General features: G+C 38.4%; 17 protein-coding genes, 2 tRNA genes, 1 pseudogene, 1 riboswitch and 1 other annotated feature. Of the genes and pseudogenes, 16 read left to right on the top strand and 4 right to left on the bottom strand.

Going from position 1 to position 20,308, the window contains the following annotated elements; translation table 11 throughout:
• Positions 1-15: 15 nt before the first annotated feature.
• From gyrA to IEV74_RS15055, 3 genes are all read left to right on the top strand, one after another.
• Positions 16-2,538, top strand: coding sequence for a DNA gyrase subunit A (gene gyrA, locus IEV74_RS15065; protein ID WP_188456203.1), 2,523 nt, complete (start codon positions 16-18; stop codon positions 2,536-2,538).
• A 98-nt stretch (positions 2,539-2,636) separates the two neighbouring features.
• Positions 2,637-3,719: an HD-GYP domain-containing protein gene (locus tag IEV74_RS15060; protein ID WP_188456202.1), complete on the top strand. Its 1,083-nt coding sequence runs from the start codon at positions 2,637-2,639 to the stop codon at positions 3,717-3,719.
• Positions 3,720-3,837: 118 nt separating this feature from the next.
• Complete coding sequence (locus IEV74_RS15055) at positions 3,838-4,554, top strand: EcsC family protein (RefSeq protein WP_188456201.1); 717 nt, start codon at positions 3,838-3,840, stop codon at positions 4,552-4,554.
• Here the strand turns inward: IEV74_RS15055 and IEV74_RS15050 are convergent.
• Positions 4,538-5,491, bottom strand: a complete 954-nt coding sequence (locus tag IEV74_RS15050) for a YaaC family protein (RefSeq protein ID WP_188456200.1) — start codon at positions 5,489-5,491, stop codon at positions 4,538-4,540. The genes IEV74_RS15055 and IEV74_RS15050 overlap by 17 nt on opposite strands.
• 177 nt (positions 5,492-5,668) lie before the next feature.
• Between IEV74_RS15050 and guaB the strand changes: the two genes are divergently transcribed.
• The 10 genes and pseudogenes from guaB to proC all read left to right on the top strand — a co-directional run bounded on the left by guaB (position 5,669) and on the right by proC (position 15,997).
• Entirely contained in the window at positions 5,669-7,138 is a 1,470-nt protein-coding gene (gene guaB / locus IEV74_RS15045; RefSeq protein WP_188456199.1) for an IMP dehydrogenase, read from the top strand.
• Between the two features lie 155 nt (positions 7,139-7,293).
• Positions 7,294-8,628, top strand: a complete 1,335-nt coding sequence (locus tag IEV74_RS15040; RefSeq protein WP_188456198.1) for a serine hydrolase — start codon at positions 7,294-7,296, stop codon at positions 8,626-8,628.
• Positions 8,629-8,840: 212 nt separating this feature from the next.
• The gene (pdxS, locus tag IEV74_RS15035; protein WP_188456197.1) at positions 8,841-9,725 is read left to right on the top strand and encodes a pyridoxal 5'-phosphate synthase lyase subunit PdxS; all 885 of its coding nucleotides are present in this window, start codon (positions 8,841-8,843) and stop codon (positions 9,723-9,725) included.
• Positions 9,726-9,740: 15 nt separating this feature from the next.
• Positions 9,741-10,331: a pyridoxal 5'-phosphate synthase glutaminase subunit PdxT gene (pdxT, locus tag IEV74_RS15030; RefSeq protein ID WP_188456196.1), complete on the top strand. Its 591-nt coding sequence runs from the start codon at positions 9,741-9,743 to the stop codon at positions 10,329-10,331.
• 39 nt (positions 10,332-10,370) lie between these two features.
• Positions 10,371-10,756 (top strand) — a binding site (T-box leader).
• A gap of 53 nt (positions 10,757-10,809) precedes the next feature.
• On the top strand, positions 10,810-12,084 hold the full coding sequence (gene serS, locus IEV74_RS15025; protein ID WP_188456195.1) for a serine--tRNA ligase: 1,275 nt from the start codon (positions 10,810-10,812) through the stop codon (positions 12,082-12,084).
• A 326-nt stretch (positions 12,085-12,410) separates the two neighbouring features.
• Positions 12,411-12,752, top strand: a complete 342-nt coding sequence (locus IEV74_RS15020) for a P-II family nitrogen regulator (protein WP_188456194.1) — start codon at positions 12,411-12,413, stop codon at positions 12,750-12,752.
• A 21-nt stretch (positions 12,753-12,773) separates the two neighbouring features.
• Positions 12,774-14,144 carry an ammonium transporter gene (locus IEV74_RS15015; protein ID WP_188456193.1) on the top strand — a complete coding sequence of 457 codons (1,371 nt, stop codon included), beginning with the start codon at positions 12,774-12,776 and terminating at the stop codon, positions 14,142-14,144.
• A 73-nt stretch (positions 14,145-14,217) separates the two neighbouring features.
• Positions 14,218-14,320: riboswitch (SAM riboswitch) on the top strand.
• Between the two features lie 69 nt (positions 14,321-14,389).
• Positions 14,390-14,497, top strand: a pseudogene (locus tag IEV74_RS19775) (methionine ABC transporter ATP-binding protein); the annotation flags it as partial.
• A 192-nt stretch (positions 14,498-14,689) separates the two neighbouring features.
• A tRNA-Ser gene (locus tag IEV74_RS15010) sits at positions 14,690-14,782 on the top strand.
• A gap of 399 nt (positions 14,783-15,181) precedes the next feature.
• Entirely contained in the window at positions 15,182-15,997 is an 816-nt protein-coding gene (gene proC / locus IEV74_RS15005) for a pyrroline-5-carboxylate reductase (RefSeq protein WP_188456192.1), read from the top strand.
• A 57-nt stretch (positions 15,998-16,054) separates the two neighbouring features.
• On the opposite strand, the gene IEV74_RS15000 is transcribed toward proC, so the two are convergent.
• Positions 16,055-16,369: a hypothetical protein gene (locus IEV74_RS15000; protein WP_188456191.1), complete on the bottom strand. Its 315-nt coding sequence runs from the start codon at positions 16,367-16,369 to the stop codon at positions 16,055-16,057.
• Positions 16,370-16,544: 175 nt separating this feature from the next.
• Here IEV74_RS15000 and IEV74_RS14995 point away from each other — a divergent pair, with 175 nt between their 5' ends.
• The gene (locus IEV74_RS14995) at positions 16,545-16,838 is read left to right on the top strand and encodes a TIGR04104 family putative zinc finger protein (RefSeq protein ID WP_188456190.1); all 294 of its coding nucleotides are present in this window, start codon (positions 16,545-16,547) and stop codon (positions 16,836-16,838) included.
• 43 nt (positions 16,839-16,881) lie between these two features.
• On the opposite strand, the gene IEV74_RS14990 is transcribed toward IEV74_RS14995, so the two are convergent.
• Both IEV74_RS14990 and IEV74_RS14985 read right to left on the bottom strand, forming a co-directional pair.
• Positions 16,882-17,565 (bottom strand): deoxynucleoside kinase, encoded by a 684-nt coding sequence (locus IEV74_RS14990; protein ID WP_188456189.1) that lies wholly within the window; start codon positions 17,563-17,565, stop codon positions 16,882-16,884.
• 31 nt (positions 17,566-17,596) lie between these two features.
• Positions 17,597-18,241, bottom strand: coding sequence for a deoxynucleoside kinase (locus tag IEV74_RS14985; protein ID WP_188456188.1), 645 nt, complete (start codon positions 18,239-18,241; stop codon positions 17,597-17,599).
• 328 nt (positions 18,242-18,569) lie between these two features.
• Between IEV74_RS14985 and IEV74_RS14980 the strand changes: the two genes are divergently transcribed.
• Together IEV74_RS14980 and IEV74_RS14975 are read left to right on the top strand one after the other, a co-directional pair.
• A tRNA-Arg gene (locus IEV74_RS14980) sits at positions 18,570-18,642 on the top strand.
• A 448-nt stretch (positions 18,643-19,090) separates the two neighbouring features.
• Positions 19,091-20,275, top strand: a complete 1,185-nt coding sequence (locus IEV74_RS14975) for a carboxylate--amine ligase (protein ID WP_188456187.1) — start codon at positions 19,091-19,093, stop codon at positions 20,273-20,275.
• The last annotated feature ends 33 nt before the right edge of the window (positions 20,276-20,308 follow it).

Below are 20,308 nucleotides of genomic sequence, written 5' to 3'. Positions count from 1 at the left end.
ATAGGAGGTAATTCAATGTCGGATCAACAACGTTCTAATGTTCAAGAAATAAATCTAAGTCAGGAAATGCGTACATCATTTCTGGATTATGCAATGAGTGTAATCGTTTCCCGTGCATTGCCGGATGTCCGGGATGGAATGAAACCAGTACATCGCAGAATATTATATGCTATGAACGACCTTGGTATGCATTCTGACAAACCCCATAAAAAATCGGCCCGTATCGTTGGTGAAGTAATTGGTAAGTATCATCCACATGGTGATTCTGCGGTATACGAAACAATGGTCCGGATGGCACAGGATTTCAGCTATCGTTACATGCTTGTCGATGGCCACGGCAACTTTGGTTCTGTGGATGGAGATTCCGCTGCTGCCATGCGTTATACAGAAGCGCGAATGTCAAAGATTTCAATGGAATTATTACGCGATATTAATAAAGATACAATTGATTATCGGGATAACTATGATGGAACAGAGCGTGAACCAGTCGTATTCCCTTCCCGTTTTCCTAATTTGCTTGTGAATGGTACATCCGGAATAGCTGTTGGGATGGCTACCAATATTCCCCCGCATAATTTAGGGGAAACGATTGATGCTGTTTTGGCAGTCAGTAAGGATCCTGAAATAACGATAGACGAATTGATGGAAAACTATATTTACGGACCTGACTTTCCAACAGGCGGACAAATTCTCGGCCGCAGCGGAATTCGCAAGGCATTTGAAACTGGAAAAGGATCCGTAACAATTCGGGCGAAAGTAAATATTGAAGAGAAAGCAAACGGCAAGTCAACGATAATTGCTACGGAGCTTCCATATCAAGTAAATAAAGCAAAATTAATTGAAAAAATTGCTGAACTCGTTCGCGATAAAAAAATTGACGGAATTACCGATTTACGCGATGAATCAGACCGTAATGGAATGCGCGTAGTAATTGAATTGCGCCGTGATGTCAATGCGAATGTTGTTTTAAACAATTTATATAAATATACTGCATTGCAAACTACATTTGGAATCAATACATTAGCATTGGTTGATGGCCAGCCAAAGGTATTAACGGTTAAACAATGTCTGGAGCACTATTTAGATCACCAAAAGGTTATTATAAAACGCCGTACAGCATTTGAATTGCGAAAAGCTGAAGCACGTGCACACATTTTGGAAGGTTTGCGGATTGCTTTGGATCATCTTGATGAAGTAATCTCTTTAATTCGTAATTCAAAAACGGCAGATATTGCCCGTGAAGGACTGATGGAACGATTCGGCTTGTCCGAAAAGCAGGCTCAAGCTATATTGGACATGCGTCTACAGCGTTTAACAGGCTTAGAGCGGGAAAAGATTGAAAATGAATATAACGAGCTTTTAAAATTAATCAGCGAATTAAAAGCAATATTGGCTGATGAAGAGAAAGTATTAGAAATTATTCGTGAAGAATTAACAGAGATTAAGGAACGTTACGGTGATGATCGTCGTACGGAAATCACCATTGGCGGTGCTGATTTTATTGAAGATGAGGATCTAATACCTGAAGAAAATATCGTTATTACATTGACACATCAAGGTTATATTAAGCGATTGCCTGCATCCACGTATCGTACTCAAAAACGCGGTGGACGTGGCATTCAGGGAATGGGAACAAACGAGGACGACTTTGTAGAACATTTAGTATCCACATCTACACATGATACTGTACTGTTCTTTACCAACAAAGGCAAGGTATATAAAGCAAAGGGTTATGAAGTTCCTGAATTCAGTCGTACTGCAAAGGGTATTCCAATTATTAATCTGCTTCAAGTTGAAAAAGACGAGTGGATTAATGCTGTAATTACTGTAAATGAGTTTTCCGATGATTGGTATTTCTTCTTTACAACCCGTCACGGAATATCGAAGCGTACACAGCTTTCACAATTTGCCAATATCCGAAAAGGCGGATTAATTGCTGTTGGATTGCGTGATGAGGATGAACTCATTTCTGTTCGATTAACAGATGGTACAAAGGATATCATGATTGGTACCCGGAATGGCTATCTCATCCGATTCCCGGAAGATCAAATTCGTTCCATGGGAAGAACAGCCGCTGGGGTAAAAGGTATTTCCTTGCGCGGTGATGATGAAGTAATATCGATGGAAATTTTAGAAGAAGGCTCACAAATCCTACATGTTACCAATAAAGGTGTTGGTAAACGTACACCGGAGGATCAATATCGCATTACGAACCGTGGCGGTAAAGGTATTTTTACATGTAAGCTTGCCGATACAGACCATGTAGCTGCAGTTAAGGCAGTTACTGGAGATGAGGATATCATGCTTATTACAGTAGCGGGTGTACTTATCCGTATTCCTGTAGAAGGGATCTCACAAACTGGACGCAATACGCAAGGCGTGCGTTTGATCCGATTGCAGGAAGATGAAGAAGTAGCTACAGTTGCAAAAATTGAACAAGATGACGAGGAAGAAGAATCCTCCAATAGTGAGGAACAGGAAGTAATGGAGGAAAGTAATAAAGAAATAGCAGACGACACAGCAGAAACAGATGAATAAGTTATGACAACAAGATAAAGAAATGACAAGGTGACTCAGGGATTAGAACTATTTTTCTTGTGTCACCTTATTTATAGGCTTAGTGAAGGGGGATTAAAATGCGGGTAGATCCATCACAATTAGTTCCGGGATGCGTTTTAATCAGTGATGTGAAAGGTAAAACAAACCGGCCAATCGTTCCAACAAATACAGTTTTATCCGAGATGCATATTAACGTATTACAAAAGTTTTTAGTAGAGGCCGTTGATGTATCTCCTAAATTGGTTAATGGTGAGTCATTCACACCGAAACGTATTCTAAAGGAAAAGAAGGAAATTAGAAACCCCGATAAGGAATACGAGTTGTTTCGTGATCATTATATGGACGTTGTTAATGGTTATAAAAAAATGTTTGAAGCCTGGAGAAATAATATTCCAGTAGATATGGCACATGTTCGCAGAAAGCTTCTGCCATTGCTAGAACGTGTTGATAACGATGGATCTGATGTATTTACATTGCATCATTACGTTAAGAAAGAGGATTATTATCATCATCACAGTGTTTCGGTTGCTGTTCTTTCAGCCTATTTAGCTAAAAAACTGAATTTTGCTAAAGGTGAATGCCTGCAGATTGGTTTGGCTGGTTTCTTAAGTGACTGTGGAATGGCTAAGGTTGATCAGGCTATTTTACATAAACAGGGAGGAATATCAGATATTGAATTAAATGAAATCAAAAAACATCCGACCTATTCTTATCGACTTGTTGAACAAATACCAACGATTTCCCAGACTGTAAAAATAGCTATACTGCAGCATCATGAACGAATGGATGGAAGCGGCTATCCGATTGGTCTAACTAAGGATAAAATACTTACATATGCCAGAATTATTGCGGTTAGTGATATGTATCATGCGATGACGTGTGAACGGTATTACAAAGAAAAACAATCGCCTTTTAAGGTAATGGAGGAAATCCAAAAGGAACAATTTTCGCAGTTAGACCATAACGTAGTTCAAACGTTTATCTCAAGCCTTGCCAACTTTTCCATCGGTACAAAAGTAAGATTATCAAATAACCGTACAGGTGAAATTGTATTTGTTGAGGATAAATACCCGACACGTCCAATGGTACGATTGGATCATAATGATGAAATAGTTACATTGAAAAACGACCCTAGCATGTATATTGATGAGATTTTATGACGGGATCTCACCGTGTTTATCTCTTACACGGGTTTGGCGGGTAGTAAGGGATTTATATTTTTTAATCTATTATGAAACAAAATTTTAAAGGGATATCGTAAGTGAAAGGAATTGTAAATTGATGGCATATGAAGACAAGGCAAAAGATGAATTAAAGCAATGGCGTCAAAAAATGAAGAGGAAATCATCCCTGATAAATCGACTTTCTAAAAAAGCACAAACTAAAATAAACGAAAAGATACCACAGAAAGCCCATACAATCATTACAGAGAGTATTAAAAAAATGGTTCAAGCCACATTAGCGGGTTCAGAATTTACAACAAAAAAACCTGATAGCGGCCTAGTTACTCTAGAAGAAAAAGAGAAGCTTGTAAAAGATAAAATAGATGCTTATAAACGAACGGCTGCAGTAGAAGGAGCCGGGACAGGGGCAGGAGGAATTTTTTTAGGATTAGCGGATTTTCCTATTTTACTTTCAATAAAAATGCGTTTTCTATTCGAAACTGCTTCACTTTATGGTTATAACACGAAGCTATACGAGGAGCGTCTCTTTATCCTGCATGTTTTCCAGCTGGCTTTTTCAAGTGACAAACATCGCAATGATACATTGGAACTTATAGATAATTGGGAGGAAAGAAAGGAAGAATTGATAGAGCTTGATTGGCGGTTGTTTCAGCAGGAATACAGAGATTATATTGATTTTGTAAAAATGCTGCAGCTTCTTCCTGGTATTGGTGCAATTGTAGGTGCGTATGCAAATTATAATTTGCTTGATCAATTAGGTGAAACAGCTATAAATTGCTATAGAATCCGTTACTTTAATCAGTATTCCTAATAAGTTCATTTCCTAATAATAGTGGCATTTTCCAAGCTGTCACGTTTAAAAATTGCTTAATGAAAGGATAATCGACATCTGCCTTAGTCGCAAGTAGCTCTCCCCACCATTCCGTTTCGTACCGGCTAATCATGCTCAAATTATATAATACTAAATAATGCACTAGTACTTCCGGTATCGTAATAAAATTTTCCCGGTGTTTTGGAAAGTATATTTCATTATTGTCCAGATGAAAGACAAATGGTCCAGCCGGATTCTTCAAGGGCTTCATTAATTTAACATGTATATGGTTTCCATCAACAGTTATATTAGATATTGTTGGCAAATGTGGCGTAATTCGTTTTACAAAGGCATTTTTCGTAAGGTGGTAGCTATCTAACAAATCGGTTGGAAAATGTAATGCTGCTGTGTTTATTTCCCCAATAGTAACTAATCTCTCGTCCCCGTTGTACCGAAATAAATCATTCATTTCCGGGATAAGTGTCAGCAGATCCCGCATCTTAATCTTTTCAAATGGCATGTGATCAAGTGAATATAAATGCTTGGAGACATACGAAAATAGTCCGTTATGCTGTGGTTTAACCTCGTCCTGCATAAACGTGTACTGTTTTTTTTTCCGTTTTCTTGTTGAAACCCCGTGTGCTAAGATCGCCGTTGATTCTGGATAATTAGGGCGCTTTGTCAGTAAACAAGCTTTCAATAAATGGGTAGTACCATAAAACATAAGAAGCGGCTGAAGTAACGTGTCTAATTGTTTAGCGTTTGCAAAAAAACGATTTCCATGATCGATATAGTATAGAAAAGCACTGCAGTTTTCGTAGCTTTTCGTATCGGCGTCAATTCCATTCAATTTTTGATAGCAATGATGCAAATAGCCATGACCGGTTTCCTGTGACAATAAATACGTATAGAATGATTGTCTTTCCTGTTCCCGCATAAATTTCCCCTCAGAACTATTAAAATATTTCGAATCTATTTTCTTTTAGTTTGTCCTAATTCTTTTGTTGAAAAAGCGTTATTGATACCGTATTGTAAATAACAATAATAGTTTAACCAGTGTGTAAGAAATTACACATTCAACAAGCATTCCAGCTAACTTTAAAGGAGGATAACCATGCGAGCAGATAAGTTTTCAAAAGAAGGTTTAACGTTTGATGATGTGTTATTAGTTCCTGCAAAATCAGAAGTATTACCAAAGGATGTTTCGGTTAAAAGTGAGCTTTCCGCAAATCTGAAGCTTAAGGCGCCGTTAATCAGTGCAGGTATGGACACTGTTACCGAAGCTGAGATGGCAATTGCAATGGCACGGCAAGGTGGTTTCGGTGTTATTCATAAGAACATGTCGATTGAGGATCAGGCGGAGCAAGTCGATCGTGTAAAACGTTCGGAAAGTGGTGTCATTACTAACCCATTTTTCCTGACTCCAGAACATCAAGTATACGATGCTGAACATCTTATGGGGAAATTCCGTATTTCCGGTGTACCGATTGTTAACAGCATTGACGATCAAAAGCTGGTAGGGATCATAACGAATCGTGATTTACGTTTTATCCAGGACTATTCTATTTTAATCAAAGACGTTATGACGAGTGAAAATCTTGTTACTGCCCCTGTTGGAACAACGCTGGATGAAGCGGAAAAGATCCTGCAGCAATATAAAATAGAAAAACTGCCACTTATTGATGAAGATGGCATATTAAAGGGATTAATTACAATAAAGGATATTGAAAAAGTAATTGAATTCCCAAATGCAGCCAAGGATTCACACGGCAGATTACTCGTTGGTGCAGCAGTTGGTGTGACAGCTGACGCAATGAAGCGGATTGAAAAGCTAGTTGATGCTGGTGTAGATGTTGTCGTGATTGATACAGCACATGGGCATTCAAGAGGTGTGCTTGATCAGGTTAGAGAAGTTCGAAATGCTTATCCTCATTTAGATATTATAGCTGGAAATGTAGCAACTGCTGACGCGACGAAGGATTTAATTGAAGCAGGGGCAACAATCATAAAAGTAGGGATTGGACCTGGTTCTATTTGTACGACAAGAGTAGTAGCAGGCGTAGGTGTACCCCAAATTACTGCTGTGTATGACTGTGCTGAAGCGGCCGGGGAATTTGGCGTGCCGGTAATTGCTGATGGCGGTATTAAGTACTCAGGTGATATTGTGAAGGCATTAGCGTCTGGAGCACATGCAGTTATGCTCGGAAGTATGTTTGCTGGTGTATCGGAAAGCCCCGGTGAAACGGAAATTTTCCAAGGCAGACGTTATAAAGTCTATCGCGGCATGGGATCTGTCGGTGCTATGAAAGCAGGATCAAAGGATCGTTACTTCCAGGAATCAGAGGAAACGAAAAAACTTGTTCCAGAAGGCATTGAAGGACGAGTAGCTTATAAAGGGCCACTCGCAGATACCGTACATCAACTATTAGGCGGCTTACGAGCAGGAATGGGTTATTGTGGAACAGCTTCCATTGATTCATTAATAAATGATGCTCGATTTGTTCGGATAACAAATGCCGGTTTAAGAGAGAGCCATCCTCATGATGTACAAATTACGAAAGAAGCACCGAATTATTCTGTCTAAAACGACTAGTTAATTATTCAACTGCGATTCATATAAATGGTAGTGATTACCTATAAAAAATATTAATAGATAGGGATTATTCCCTGTCTATTTTTTTGTCGTTTATTGTGGTAAAATAGCAAAGATGTAATCTATTTTGGGTGGAGGTAGAGAAAGTGAAACACAAACTAAAGAAAAATTTGTCAATATTATTAGTAGGACTTGTAATGTTGACAACGTTACTAGCACAGCCACTTTCCTCACATGCAGCAGAGGTGGAAGTTGATGCTGAGTCAGCAATTTTAGTAGACGCAGAAACAGGTAAAATATTATATGAAAAGAATTCGGATATGGCACTACCCCCTGCTAGTATGACCAAAATGATGACTGAATACCTTGTATGGGATGCTATCAAATCGGAACAAATCAGCTGGGACACGACTACACAGATTAGTGACTATCCATATAGCATATCTGCAAATTCAAATTTTTCAGGTATCGGATTAACACAGGATAAACCCTATACAGTAAAAGAATTATATAATGCTATGGCAATTTTTTCAGATAATGGTACAACGATTGCACTAGCAGAACTTATCGCTGGTTCTGAGGGTGAATTTGTTAAAATGATGAATAAAAAGGCAGAGGAAATGGGATTGCAAGATTACAAATTTGTCAATTCTACTGGGTTACCTAATTCACTTTTAGGAGAAAACGTTCCAGAGGGCACTGATCCAAATGCTAATAATCTATTATCAGCCAGATCTGCAGCCTTACTTGCCTATAATTTAGTAAATGATTTTCCAGAGGCACTAGAAGTATCAAGCATTACAGAGACAGATTTTGAAGGACATCATGTAGAAAATCTGAACTGGATGCTGCCGCATGATGCAACATTTTTAAAGCAATTTCATTATGAAGGTGTTGATGGACTAAAAACAGGCCACACAGACCTCGCAGGATATTGCTTTACTGGTACAGCTGAGCGGGATGGGCAGCGATTAATTTCTGTTGTTATGAAAACGGATAGTAAGGCAAAACGCTTTCAGGAAACAGAGAAATTGTATAACTATGGATTCTCTAATTTTAATACAAAAGAACTTTTTGCTAAGGGCTATCAGCTGGAAGGACAGGAAACCCTTCCTGTAGCAAAAGGAAAAGAAGATTCTGTTGGAATAGCAACAAAAGATGCAATCCAAGTACCGGTTACGAAAGAACAAGAAGACAAGTATACGATTAAATACACAATCGATAAAGATAAATTAAATAAAGATGGAGAATTAAAAGCTCCAATTAAAAAAGGTGAGAAATTAGGTACGGCTGAGGTTATATTCGAAGGCGAAAATGATTATGGCTATATATTTAATGCCGAAGCGAACAACACAGTCGATCTTATAGCAAAGGCCGATGTTGAGAAGGATAACTGGTTTATGCTTTTACTTGGATCAATCGGTGACTTTTTTAGTAATTTATTCTCAACAATCGTTGATACTGTAAAAGGCTGGTTTTAGGTTTTTTGTTTAGCTTTTACAGAAATAAAGTAGACTGCGAGTTGATTTCGCACTTTTTGCTGCTTATTGATTCTGCAGTCAGTATACTCCGCTCTGATGAGCCTTTGGTGCGTGCAGTGTATTTCCAGAACGGCTGTCAAACTATATTTATGGGGTTAGAGCAGCAAACTTTATGAAATAAACAGTTAGTTTTATAACAGGGGGACGAGCACATGGCAAACACAGGAACAGAACGTGTTAAACGTGGTATGGCAGAAATGCAAAAAGGCGGCGTCATCATGGACGTTGTTAATGCTGAACAGGCAAAGATTGCGGAACAAGCGGGGGCAGTTGCCGTAATGGCATTAGAGCGTGTTCCATCAGACATTCGTGCTGCAGGAGGAGTAGCTCGTATGGCAGAGCCTCGAATTACAGAAGAGGTAATGAATGCAGTTTCAATTCCAGTTATGGCTAAGGCTCGTATTGGACATATTGTCGAGGCACGTGTCCTAGAAGCAATGGGTGTTGATTATATCGATGAAAGTGAAGTGCTAACACCGGCTGATGATGTTTACCATCTTAAAAAATCAGACTTTACCGTGCCGTTTGTATGCGGCTGCCGTAATTTAGGCGAAGCTGCACGTCGTATTGGTGAAGGTGCCTCCATGCTACGTACAAAAGGTGAACCGGGTACAGGCAACATTGTAGAAGCAGTTCGTCATATGCGTCAGGTTCAATCAGAAATTCGTCAATTAACTGCAATGTCAGAAGACGAAGTAATGACATTTGCTAAAAACATTGGTGCACCATATGAATTATTGTTGCAAATTCGCCGCGAAGGTCGCCTGCCAGTTGTAAACTTTGCTGCTGGAGGTGTTGCTACACCAGCAGATGCGGCATTGATGATGGAACTTGGTGCAGATGGTGTATTTGTAGGTTCCGGTATTTTCAAATCAGACAGCCCTGCAAAGTTCGCAAAAGCAATCGTTGAAGCAACTACGCATTACACGGATTATAAATTAATTGGTGAACTTTCAAAAGGTCTTGGGACTGCAATGAAGGGGATTGAAATGAGCACATTAGAGCCTTCAGATCGTATGCAGGATCGCAGTGAATAGAAAGAAGGAATTGCTATGACAACGATTGGTGTACTTGCATTACAAGGTGCCGTTCGTGAGCATATTCGATCGATCGAAGCATCTGGTGCGAAAGCTGTTGAAATTAAACGAACAGAACAACTTGATGAAATAGATGGATTAATTCTTCCAGGTGGAGAAAGTACAACAATGCGCAGGCTGATTGACAGTTATGGATTTTTCAAAGCACTTCAGGAATTTGGCAATCAAGGAAAGCCGATCTTTGGTACATGTGCTGGATTGATATTGCTGGCTAGTAAGATTGATGGTCAGGATCAGGCACATCTCGGATTAATTGACATGAAGGTTGCGCGAAATGCATTTGGTCGTCAGGTTGCAAGCTTTGAAGCAGAGCTTGAGATTGCATATGTTGCGGATGATTTTAATGCAGTATTTATTCGAGCACCGTATATTTTAGAGGCGGGTCCTGATGTGGAAGTACTTGCAACGTATCAAGATAAAATTGTTGCTGCCAAACAAGGCCATTATGTATGTACTGCTTTTCATCCAGAACTAACAGACGATAATCGTTTTATTGCATATTTTGTCAGTATGGTGGAACAATCTAAGAAAACACTTGCTTCTTAAAGAAAAATTAGCTATGATGTTTAATAATACAGGAACACCCTAATAGTGTTGATAGGAAATAGTAATGGCATATCTTTCTTAAGAGAGTCGATGGCTGGTGGAAATCGATGAATGAATGCTGTGAATCCATCCTTGAACTGGTTTATGGAACAGAGCAAAAGTGGAACGGGCTTGCCCAGCGGCGACAAGCGTAAGCAAGGGACCCGAGAGCACATGTTTTTGGTGCTCGGAGTGTCCATTGCTTACGTCTCGAGCCGCTAGCCCGTGGAGCTGGATGTGGCTAATACAGTTACCCAGCTTCTCAAGTATAACTATTGTTCTTAAACAGTAAATAAACCCGGTTAAGTACCGTTAATAACTGTGAGCCGGAAGAAATTATTCTTCAACAAGGGTGGCAACGCGGGAAATATACTCTCGTCCCTAACTTTTAGGGACGGGAGTTTTTTATATTTTGATAGCAAACAAGGAGGAAATAATTATGCTTGATATGAAGTATTTACGTAACAATTTTGAAGAAGTAAAGGCTAAATTAGTCCATCGCGGTGAAGATTTGTCCGAGTTAGATAAGTTTGGAGAGCTTGATACACGCCGTCGTGCACTAATTTCCGAGACAGAACAGTTAAAGGCCAAACGGAATGAAGCTTCACAGAAAATTTCTGTATTGAAGAAGGAGAAAAAGGATGCTGAACCAGCTATTAAAGAAATGCGTGAGGTTGGCGATCAGATTAAAGCACTAGATACAGAGTTAAAAGAAATTGAAGAAAAATTAGCTCTAATTATGCTGTCTATTCCAAATATTCCTCATGAAAGTGTTCCAGTCGGTGAGGATGAGGATGATAATGTCGTCGCCCGTAAATGGGGAGACATACCTAGCTTTCCGTTTGAAGCGATGCCACATTGGGATATTGCAACGGATATGGATATATTGGACTTTGAAGGTGGGGCTAAAGTAGCTGGAAGCCGATTTGTTTTTTACAAAGGTCTTGGAGCACGCTTGGAACGTGCATTATTAAACTTTATGATGGATTTGCATGCCGATGAACATGGCTATGAAGAAATGCTGCCGCCGTATATTGTTAATCGTACAAGTATGACTGGCACAGGCCAGCTGCCGAAGTTTGAAGAGGATGCATTTAAGCTTACTGACTGGGACTACTTTATGATTCCTACCGCTGAGGTGCCAGTCACGAATTATCACCGGGATGATATTCTAAAGAATGATGACTTACCAAAAAAGTATGTAGCATTCAGTGCGTGTTTCCGGTCTGAGGCGGGTTCTGCCGGACGTGATACACGTGGTTTAATCCGTCAGCACCAATTTAACAAAGTAGAGCTCGTTCATTTTGTTAAACCTGAGGAATCGTATGACACGTTAGAAACATTAACAGGGCATGCTGAAAAAGTATTGCAATTGTTGAAGCTGCCATATCGTGTTATGAGCATGTGTACAGGTGATTTAGGATTCACCGCAGCTAAAAAATATGATATTGAAGTATGGATTCCAAGTCAGGAAACATACCGGGAAATTTCTTCTTGTTCAAATTTTGAGGATTTTCAGGCAAGACGTGCAGGCATTCGCTTCCGCCGCGAAGAGAAAGGTAAACCGGAATTTGTGCATACGTTGAATGGTTCTGGCTTAGCGCTTGGTCGTACTGTTGCAGCAATTCTAGAGAATTATCAGCAGGAAGATGGATCTGTTGTTGTACCTGAAGTGCTTCGTCCATATATGGGTGGAAAAGAAATTATTAAATAACACATGATGTATTAAAAGAGTTTGGAATTAAGTTTCCAGGCTCTTTTTTTGTCTAATTCCCCCACAGCATAGGGAAATAATACCCTTGCTTTTAGATTTTTAGGTGATACCAACAAAGATAAGTGGTGGAAGAAAGAAATCCCGCTATGAAGTTTTACTTTATGTAAGATTATTTAACATTGAAAAGTATAATTATCAATAATTACGTTTAAATTTTCTAAAATATTTAAAAAAACACTTGCATTTCTATTGTAAACACATTATGATATAAAAAATATCATAATTATGTAAGGAAACCTAACATGGAATTAAAAGGAGGTTAAGCAATGAAAAAGATTGAAGCCATTATACGACCTAAAAAATTTCAAGAACTTCGTAAAAAGCTTTCGTCAATAGGAATTGGGGGTCTAACAGTTACTGAAGCCGCTGGTACAGGTAAACAAAAAGGACAGAAGGGTGTTTTTCGCGGAACAACCTTCCAAATTCAATTACTCCCAAAAATTAAGGTTGAGATGGTTGTAGAAGAAGACCAATTAAATGATATCGTCGATCTTATTATTGAAAGCTGCAGTACAGGGAATATAGGTGATGGTAAAATTTTTATTTCTCCTATTGAAGAAATAATTCGAATACGTACAGGGGAACGTGGTGTAAAAGCAATACTTTAATCAAATAGGGAGGAAGATTACATGTTTAAAAAAAGCGCATTTTTATTAGCGGTTTTTCTATTGGTAGCTTCACCGGTATATGCAGCAACGCCTACTACAGAATCGCTAGAGTTATCTGTTAACCTAGTATGGGTGATGCTTGGTGCATTTCTCGTATTTTTTATGCATGCAGGCTTTGCTATGGTTGAATCCGGATTTACCAGGGCAAAAAACTCACTAAATATCTTAATGAAAAATTTTATAACCATTAGTGTATCGTCGCTTTTATTTTTTATTGTGGGATACGGCTTAATGTTCGGTACCTCTGTGGGGTCTTTAGTTGGGTCAGATGGTTTTCTGCTTAGCGATGTAGATGATATCAGCTTCTTCGTATTCCAAGCAATGTTTGTGGCAACTTGTGCTACAATTATGTCCGGTGCTGTTGCAGAACGAATGAAATTGAGTAGCTACATTTTGATTGTAGTTGCGATGACTGCTGTGGTTTATCCTGTGGTAGGACATTGGATTTGGCAAGGCGATGGATGGTTAACTTCTATAGGCTTCAGTGACTTTGCTGGTTCAACAGTAGTCCATTTAACAGGTGCTGTAGGAGCATTAACGGTAGTTTTGTTTTTAGGACCGCGTATTGGGAAATACCATGGTAAAAAAGTAAATGTCATTCCTGGTCATAACATTCCTATTGGAGCACTTGGTGTATTTATACTTTGGTTAGGTTGGTTTGGGTTTAATGGTGGGAGTACACTTGCAGCCGATCCTAGTCTCGTACCGATGGTTATCGGAACAACGCTGCTATCAACGTCAGCCGCATTAGTGTCATCAGCATTATATACAAAAATCCGTTTTAAAAGGGTTGATGCGTCCTTAACACTTAATGGTGTATTAGCTGGACTGGTCGGTATAACCGCAGGCTGTGCTGAAATATCATTGGGTGGTTCTATCCTGGTTGGTTTGGTTTCAGGTGTGTTACTGGTGGAGGGTATCCGGTTCTTGGATACAAAATTACGAATTGATGATCCAGTTGGTGCTATTACGGTACATGGTATATGTGGTATTTGGGGTACGCTTGCAGTAGGATTATTCTCAACTTCTAACGGTTTATTTTTTGGTGGCGGTTTTTCACAATTATTCGTGCAAATGATAGGTATAGTTGCCGTTATTGTTTGGACAATGGTAACTGTTTGGGCATTCACTTTCGTCCTAACTCGCTTTTCGTCCATCCGAGTATCTGAAGAGGAAGAAATTGCAGGTCTAGATTTCGCAGAGCACGGTTCAAATGCTTATGAGCTTAAAGAAGCGCTTTTAACAGATGAGACGATACCGGTTAGTGATAAACTAGGCCTAGCGGAGCGACTGAACAATTTAACTACTACTGAAGAAAAATTATCGTTATAAATTTTTTTAAAAATATAAAAAAGCAATTGACAGAAGTAAAGTGTTAATCATATTAAATTTCATAAAACTTAACTTCTTATTAGAGAGGTGGAGGGAATTGGTCCATCGATACCTCGGCAGCGGACTTTACTAAGTACTGTGCCAAATCCAACAAGCTTAGGCTTGAAAAATAAGAAGAGGAAAACAGTGAAGCCTCTTCTTATTTATGAAGGAGAGGCTTTTTTATATTGAGAAGGAGGGAAATGATGATTACATTTGAGAAAGTAACGAAGGTTTATGGAAGTGCAGGAACACAAGTAAAAGCGTTAGATGAAGTTGATTTGCATATTGAAAAAGGTGAGATATATGGTGTAAAAAGTTGAAAAAGATGGGCTTCGAATCGGCTTTTTAGCTGAGTATGATGCATTGCCGGCGAATAGGCCTGTGTATGAAGAGATTTATCAGGAGTTTTTGGAACGGACACAACCCACTAAATAAAATCCAAAAAAACTTTTCCTGGCATTGACAAGGTATATTCACACATGATATATTATATCTTGTCGCACGGAGGTATACCCAAGTCTGGCTGAAGGGATCGGTCTTGAAAACCGACAGGCGGGTCAAACCGCGCGGGGGTTCGAATCCCTCTACCTCCTCCATTTATTAAACAAGCGCATAAAAATTGGAGATATAATAAAACTGTTACTATTGTAGCAGTTTTATTTTTTTTATTATTTTCATCTTGACAATACATTCTATCCAGCGTATATTACATAGAAATATCAAAATATTTTAGATGCTGAGCAGGCCAGTAATGATTGGTTAGTCCGAAAGAGATTGGAATTCACCGGCTGAAAGATTCCATCGGTCACTAAAATCATGAACCTACCTGGGAGTCGTTAGCTAATAACTAACCGCAGTGTATTGCTGCGTTATCAATCCAGAGTGGGCTCAAGTTGCCAATTTAGGTGGTACCGCGGATGTAAACCTCATTTCCGTCCTTTTTAGTAGGATGGACGTGAGGTTTTTTTGATTTTAAATCAAAGGAGGTTGTTAACATGTTTAATAAGATTTCTTTTATTGGTGCAGGTTCAATGGCGGAATCAATTATCGCCGGCATTTTGGAAAAGCGTGTAGTGACAAACAGGCAAATCTTCGTTACAAATAAGAGAAATCATGAGCGTCTAGCAAATCTTCAGCATCGTTTTAACATAAACGGAACAACTAATAAGGAAAACATTATTGATCAAGCAGATTTAATTATACTATCTACCAAACCATATGATATGGAGGAAGCGATTGATTCGATCAAGGCATATATGCAGCCAAACCAGTTTGTGGTCTCTGTAGCAGCAGGGATATCAACGGAATTTATTGCTGAGAAAATGGAAATGGATGTTTCTGTTGTTCGTGTAATGCCTAACACATCTGCCTCAATAGGATTTTCTGCAACAGCAATTGCAGGTGGGAAGCATGCGAAACAGGAGCATATAAAACTGGTAGAAAAATTATTTAAAACGATTGGTACTACAACGATTGTAGCTGAAGAAGATATGCACGCCGTCACAAGTATTTCGGGAAGCGGTCCTGCCTATATTTATTATTTAGTTGAGGCAATGGAGCAAGCGGCTGTGGAAGCGGGACTGGATAAGGATGTAGCAAAAGCACTTATTACACAAACGGTAGTAGGTGCCGGTGAAATGCTGAAAAAAACGGACGATCCAGTACGTGTATTACGAGAGAAAATCACAAGTCCCGGGGGCACAACACAGGCTGCAATTGAAACATTGGATGCCAATGATTTTAAGAAGACAATATTCGAATGTGTGAACAGTGCCAGGCAACGTTCCATAGAGCTTGGCGAAACGTATTAGCAGAAAGAGAAACGGCATTATGCTGATTTCTCCTTCCGCATTTGTTCTTACTTTACATCAGCAAATGCCTTGTGTGTGCATTGTCGCAATCATGCCATAAAATGCATAATAAAATTCATCCGGTGCTTCCAAACGGAAATGTCCTACATCACTTGTATCAAATTGCATTGCTGCTTCTAATAATCGATACGTGGAGTAGGCATAAAAACAAAAATATTTATAGTCGAACTTAGGCATTTTTTCATAAATAACGGCAATTTCATCTTTGTAGTGATCAAAATTATTTATTGCCTCATCAATGATGATCTGTAAATCTGCCAAATCGGCTTCCAAAACCATATCTTTATCATTTTCCATACGAATATTTGCCATGTCTATCCCTCCATTTTACCTAGCATATTTTTACTATATAAAATTTGGGATATTTTTACGGTGATTCAAATCACGCTTTGGGCAATTTTTTGTTTTATTTTGTAAGAGGAATAGTACAGGTACGTGTCGAAATAATATAATAGAGCAGTTAGAGTTAAAAAGGTGGTTATTAATCATGCCTGCTTGTAAGTATTGTAAAAAAGAATGGAGTTATTCCGATACATTTAGAAAATCATTCCGAAATAAAATGGTTTGTCCATATTGTCATAACACTAATTACATAACAACAAAAGCAAGATGGAGGCTGAATGTAATTTCCATGCCAGCAATATTTGCAGGGGTTATTTTGGGGATTTTTGATATCCCATTAACATGGTCAATTCCAATAGCTGTGCTTTTACTAATTATTTCATTTTGCATGTATCCATTTTACATGGAGTTAAGCAAAGAGGAAGAGCCGCTTTTCTAGATAAAAGACGAGGCAATACGTAATGTAATGCCTCGTCCTGCTATTATTTCACCAATTCTCTCGATTTCCATCTCCGTGATTGTTGAATGAAATGACCAACCTTTTCTAGAATAGGCTCGATGGAATCTTCTTTTTTCATTAAATCATAGTCGGAAATATTAATTCGTAATATAGGGCATGCGTTAAAATTATTAATCCAGTTTTCGTAGCGCGTATACATTTCTTTCCAATATGCGATTGGTGTGCTTTTTTCCATTTCACGTCCGCGTAATTGGATTCGCTCCAGGATTTCATCTAGCGTACCTTCTAAGTAAATGAGCAGGTCTGGATGTGGGAAATATGGTGTCATGACCATTGCTTCAAATAAATTCGTATATGTTTCATAGTCGATTTTTGACATTGTGCCGTTTTCGTAATGCATTTTGGCAAAAATCCCTGTATCTTCATATATGGAGCGGTCCTGTATAAAGCCGCCGCCATATTCAAAGATTTTCTTTTGTTCCTTAAAGCGCTCAGCCAAGAAATAAATTTGCAAGTGAAAGCTCCAGCGCTCGAAGTCAGAATAAAAATTTTCTAAGTATGGATTTGTATCTACCTTCTCAAAGGAAGTTTTAAAATTTAAGGCATTTGCTAGCGCCTTTGTCATCGTTGATTTCCCTACTCCAACCGTACCAGCAATCGTAATAATGCTATCGTTTGGAATAGAATATTTTTCTCTTAGGTTCATTGTTTTTCGTTCCCCTTTGTAACCTGTATTATCATTTAGCAACCTCTGCATTACCGTTCAGATGATACGCTACTTGATTAATAATGCGGTTTAAATCGTTCTGTTGCTTTACGAAGTCAGTTTCATCACCATTAATCCGAATGACTGGTATGTTTGGATGCAGAACTTCAAATTCATTCATATAATCCTCATAGTCCTGAGCAAGCTGTGCAAGATACGATGATTTTATATTTTGTTCAATATCCCTTCCCCGCATGCGAATTCTTTTCAAAATAGTATCAAGACTTGCATGCAAATAAATCATCATATTTGGAACAGGCATATCCTTCGTTAAAATATGATAAATTTGCTCATACTTGTCGAACTTATCTTCCTGCAATGTGCGTTTTGCAAAAATCATGTTTTTCGATATATGATAATCGGCTACGACCGCTTTTTGTCTATTTAAGTATTTTTTCTCAATATCTTCTAGTTGTTTAAACCGATTGCATAAAAAAAACATTTCCGTTTGAAAACTCCACTCATCAATATCATCGTAAAATTTTCCTAAAAACGGATTTTCTTCAACGATTTCCTTTAATAAATGAAAGTCAAAATGGACAGAAAGTTTTTTTGCAAGTGATGTTTTTCCTATGCCAATCGGCCCTTCTATTGCAATAAATGGAACCTCCGCCATAACTCCCCCTCCAATCAAGTTTCAAGATTCGACATATGTTTTTAATTTTATCATAAAAAATAGGTCTAATCTATGGGAGTAAAAAAATAGAAGTATTGACGCTTTTCAAGAGTGGCAGCTTTCTGTATAATGAAATTTGTTAGGCTTTTTTAACATGATATTAATCTAATTGGATTATTGACTAAGCTTGTAAATTCACGTTTAGCTTCGCACGGGCTAGTGGCTCGTGACGTAATCAATAGACACTCCGAGTACCAAAACAATGTGCTCTTCGGTCTTTTGATTACGCATGTCGCCACTGAACAAGCCCGCTACGCTTTTGTATTATGCCCTCGTAGCTCAGGGGATAGAGCATTGGTTTCCTAAACCATGTGTCGCAGGTTCGAATCCTGCCGAGGGCGTTATTTAACGTTATATCATTGATTACATGATTTTCTGTTTTGCAGTTGCCTAACTGAAGATACATGGTTTCAAATCTGAATATGTACTAAACCGAAGAACATTTTCTTACGTTTTCTTGTCTATAATTGACAAGTTAATGAAAGAGGATGTTTTTTATTTTATAGAAGTACCAACGTAACATATTATGTTACGTTGGTGATTTTTAAGAATAAATACCTATGACTTTATGTTTGATTCAAGATTCTGAAGAGCCTTTGTTAAACTATCCAATCTGTACAATAATATCCCTATGTTTTATAATATAATGAAGGTAGTTTAAATCTGACACTATCACCGAATTAGTTGAAATAACTTCACTATCCACTGCCTAAGGTGGATTTTTGCAATTTTAGATAGAAATACAATTAATGACAAGTACTCATCTTGAGTGATTGAGGAGCTGGAATGATGAAGAACAAAGCTGTGATTCTAGGAACGAATTATTATATAGGTTTAAGTGCAATACGATGTCTAGGTACAGAGGGGGTACACACGGTAGCGGTAGATTATTCCGATGAGGATACATACGGTGCGAAATCGAAATATCTTTCAGAGAGAGTTATATCTCCCCATTATAAGGAAGACACGAGAGCATTTGTTGACTTTTTAATAGATTATGCGAAAATGCAGGACGCAAAGCCGGTGCTCATCCCTTGTCATGATTCCTATGTGGAAGTAATTGATGACTATTTTGAGGAGTTTAAAGAGCATTATCTAATTCCGCAAACAGAGGCTGGTCTTTATACAAAATTAATGAATAAAGGAAATCTGCGTCATTTTGCACAGGAGCTAGGTATGGCGGTACCAGAGACAGTCGGTGTAGATGAGGATAACTTTGAAGAAAAAGTCGAAACGATTATCAAATTTCCTTGTATTGTGAAACCGGTAGACTCACCGACATTTGTGGCTAAATTTAGACGAAAACTATTTAAAGTATACAATTTTGATGAGCTGAATGAAGTTTTAGCTAAAGTAAAAGAAGCGGGATTAGAAGTAATTGTACAACGGATTATCCCTGGGTTTGACGATCACATGTATACCTTTGATGCTTATTTAAACCAGGATTCTAAAGTGACGCATTGGCTGACATGTCAAAAGTTTCGTCAGTATCCAATCAATTTTGGTGCATCTGTTTATACGGTTCAAAAATATATTCCAGAGCTATATGAAATCGGCTCGAAGTTTTTAGAAGCAACGGGATATAAAGGATTTGCTGAAATTGAGTTTAAGAAAGATGAAGACACGGGAAACTATTATTTAATCGAGGTAAACGTACGGATTACGAATTTTAATCATTTAATTTACACACTTGGCTTAAATATTCCCTATATCACGTATCGTGAACTAACAGGAAACCCAGTCGAGCCCAAAGCCATTACAACAACAACCAACCGTGCGTTCTGGTATGGCTACGAAGATATGCTGGCAGTAAAAGACTATGTAAAAACTGGTCAATTATCGGTAAAAGATATAATGAAGACATACTTTAGACCAAAGGCATATGCAATTTGGGATTGGAAGGACCCAAAACCAGGGATAAATTATTCTTCCATGCTGATAGGTAAGGTAGCTAAGAAGGTTTTTAAAAGATAAGATTAACTTAGGGTAGTAACGCTGGAGGTAAGT

The organism is Virgibacillus oceani (genome assembly GCF_014638995.1).
Taxonomy (GTDB): Bacteria; Bacillota; Bacilli; order Bacillales; family Amphibacillaceae; genus Virgibacillus_E; species Virgibacillus_E oceani.
The sequence above is the reverse complement of the archived record's forward strand: the minus strand, read 5'-3'. Positions and strand labels throughout refer to the sequence as shown.